The 3,539-nt window shown below is 69.7% G+C and carries 1 protein-coding gene; it reads right to left on the bottom strand.

Features of this window, described 5'->3' with window-relative positions:
- Positions 1–3,455 (bottom strand): condensation domain-containing protein (locus tag AB0D14_RS44745; protein ID WP_362791228.1); only part of this gene is annotated, 3,455 nt, incomplete at its 3' end.
- Between the last annotated feature and the right edge of the window lie 84 nt (positions 3,456–3,539).

Genomic DNA, 3,539 nt, shown 5'->3' with positions numbered 1-3,539 from the left:
ACCCCCGCCGCACGCAGATACCGCGCGAGCCGACCGGCCCGCGCCATCAGATGCCCATAGCTCACCGAAAGCCCGTCACACACCACCGCCACCGCGTCCGGACACACCAGCGCCCGCTCCGCGATCAGCTCATGCACCCCGACGGCGGACGGCACCGGACCAGCCGTGTCGTTCCAGTCATGGACCAACACATGTCGCTCCGCAGCGGACAGCACCGGCAGGTCACCGACCCGCTGCCCGCGGTCCAGGGAAACCGCCTCCAGCACCGCCGCCAGATGCCCGGCCATCCGCCCGATCGTCCCCGCGTCGAACACCGCACGGTCGTAGGACAGGCCGATCCGCAGGTCGCGTCCCAGCCCCGCGGTGACTGCGAGGGGGTAGTTGGCCTGCTCGCGTCCGTGGTTGAACCCCGCTTCGAGGCCTCCCGCCGCGGAGGTCTGCCGTCCTTCCTCCAGATCCTGGACGGGGTAGTTCTCGAAGACGAACAACGTGTCGAACAACGCCTCCCCGGCGGGCAGACCAGTGCAATCGGTGACGGTCACCAGCGGGGTGTGCTCGAACTGCCGCGCCCGTACCTGCCCCTCCTGCACAGCCGCCAGCCACTGCGCCACCGGCCGCTCACGCTCCACACCGACCCGCACCGGAATCGTATTGATCAGCAGACCCACCATGGAGTCCATACCCTCGATCTGACCACCACGCCCCGACGACGTCACACCGAACACCACATCATCACTACCCGAGTACAGCGCCATCACCAACGCCCACGCACCCTGCACCACCGTATTGACAGTGAGCCGGTGCCGCCGCGCGAACTCGACCAGACCGGCCCCGGACACGTCCACCTGGAAGCGGCTCTGGCCGTGTTCGCCGGTCGCGTGTTCCACGCCCAGCCGTGTCGCCCCCGTGACGCCTGCCAGCTGCTCCCGCCAGTACTCCCGCGCCTCGTCCAGGCTCTGCCCGGCGCTCCAGGCGACGTAGTCACGGAACGGGGTGCGGGTGGGCAGGTGGGGCCGACGGCCGGCCCGGAACGCGTGGTAGGCCTCCAGCACCTCGCCGACCACGATCGGCAGGCTCCACCCGTCCAGCAGCAGGTGGTGGTTGCACCAGACGAGCTGATGCCGGTCCTCGCCCAGGCGTATGACGGTGAGGCGCACCAGCGAGGGAGCGGTGAAGTCGGCCCCGCGCGTCCAGTCGGCGGCGAGGTGGTCCTCGAACGCCTGGTGCCGGTCCGCCTCGTGCAGGTCGGTGAAGTCCAGCACCTCCAGCGGAAGCGGGACGGCACGCGACACCACGGCGAGCGGCACGGGGACGTCGTCCCAGACCACCCTGGTCCGGAACACCTCGTGCCGTGCGAAGACCAGTTCCCAGGCGCGTCGCAGGGCTGTCAGATCCAGCTCGCCCTCCAGCAGCAGCCCGTTCTGCACCCAGTACATGCCCGGCTCACTCGCCAGCTGGGTGTGGAACAGCATGCCCTGCTGCAGGGCGGTCAGCGGATAGATGTCCTCGATCACCGTGGAGGCACCGGCCACGATGCGGTCGACCGCGTGCTGGTCCAGGTTCGCCAGCGGGAAGTCCGACGGTGTGCAGCCGCCGGTGTCCGGACGGCAGCAGTAGTCGATCAGGTCGTTCAGCACGTCGAGGTAACGTCCTGCCAAACGGTCGACCGTCGCCTCGTCATGGAGCCGGCCGCCGTACGTCCACTTCATCTCCAGGCGACCGTTCACGACCAGGCAGTTGATCTCGATCAGGTGGGTGCGCCCTCCCTCTGCCGACCGTGTCTCGCCCAGCAGTCGTGCGCTCGGCCGGAACCGCCCGCCGGCGCCCTCGGACGGGACGCCCGCCTGCCCGGTCTGCGGCGCCTGCCCGGTCTGGCCGGTCTGGCCGGTCTGGCCGGTCTGGCCGGTCTGGCCGGTCTGGCCGGCGTAGTTGAAGTTCACCTCGGCGGTCGCTGCCGAGGTCCAGTCGGTCAGGTGGTTCAGCAGCCCGTAGCCCAGGCCGCGCCGCGGAATGGCCCGCAGGTTCTCCTTCGTACGGCGCAGCGCCGCGCCCAGGTCCCCGTCGGTGACCGCGCCGAGTGCCACGGGGTACACGCTGGTGAACCAGCCGACCGTCCGGGACACGTCGATGTCGGCGCCCAGGTCCTCACGGCCATGGCCCTCGAAGTCGACGAGCACGGACGGCTGCCCGGCCCACTCGGTGAGCACCGCACCGAGCACGCACAGCAGCACGTCGTTGATCTGTGTCCGGAACGCTCCCGGTACCTCGCGCAGAAGTCGTTCGGTCTGCTCCGGAGCCAGCGAAACGTCCACATCGCGCGCCAGCGCGTTGGTGTTGGGGCCCTGGTGGTCGCGCGGCAACGGGCCGGTGGCACCGGCCTCGACCTGACGCCAGTAGTCGGTCTCGGCTGTATCGATCGTGTCGGCCAACTCGGTGAGCCGCTCCGACCATGCCGTGAACGAAGTCGTCTTGGCAGGCAAATCGGCCCGCGCACAGGCCAGGGACAGATCCTCCAGCAGAACCGGCCACGACACCGCATCCACCACGAGATGGTGCACCACGATCAACAACAACTGCGGCTCGTCACCCCGGTCGAACAGAACGGCACGCAGCAAGGGGCCGTCCACCAGATCAAGGCTCGTCTGCGCCTCCACCCCACGGGCCCGGTCCTCACCGTCGACCACCCACAACAGCTCGGCGGTCTCGTCCGCGACCGTCCGGCCCTGCCAGCCGTCGGCCTCACGCACGAACCGCGAGCGCAGCGCGTCATGGTGCGCGACCACCGCCCGCAGAGCCGCACGCAGTGCCCCGGGCTCGACCCGGTCGGTGATCTCCACGACCATCGACTGGTTGAAGTGCCAGGGCTCGGGCGTCTCCCGCTCCAGGAACCACCGCTGGATCGGCGACAACGGGAAATCACCCACCACCAGACCCTGCTCGGCATCCGCCATGCTCTGTGAACCGGCGACAGACGCCAGCCCCGCCACCGTCTTGTGGTCGAACAGCTGAGCCACGGAGATCTGCACACCCAGGTCCCTCGCCCGTGCGACCACCTGGATGCTCAGGATCGAGTCGCCGCCCAGCTCGAAGAAGTTGTCCTCGACCCCGACCCGCTCGACGCCGAGCACCTGCGCCCACACCTCGGCCAGCAGTCGTTCCGGCTCGGTACTCGGCGCGACGAAGCCGCCCAGCTCCACCTGGGCGCCCACTGGGGACGGCAACGCGGCGCGGTCCACCTTCCTGTTGGGTGTCAGCGGCAGTTCGGCCAGTTCGACGAAGACCGCGGGGACCATGTGGGCCGGGAGCTGATTTCCCGCGAAGGCCCGCAGTTCGCCCACGGACGGCACGCCGACGGTCTGGTCGGCCGGGACGAGATAGGCCACCAGGCGGCGGTCGCGTTCTTCGCCCCAGGCGATCACGACGGCCGTCCGCACCTGCGGGTGAGCGGTGAGCACCGTTTCCACCTCGCCGGGCTCGATCCGGAATCCGCGCACCTTGAGCTGGTCGTCGGCACGCCCGAGGAACTCCAGCCGCCCCTG

Source organism: Streptomyces sp. NPDC048484, from assembly GCF_040651415.1.
In the GTDB taxonomy this organism is placed as follows: Bacteria; Actinomycetota; Actinomycetes; order Streptomycetales; family Streptomycetaceae; genus Streptomyces.
This window is presented reverse-complemented; position numbering and strand designations above follow the sequence as displayed.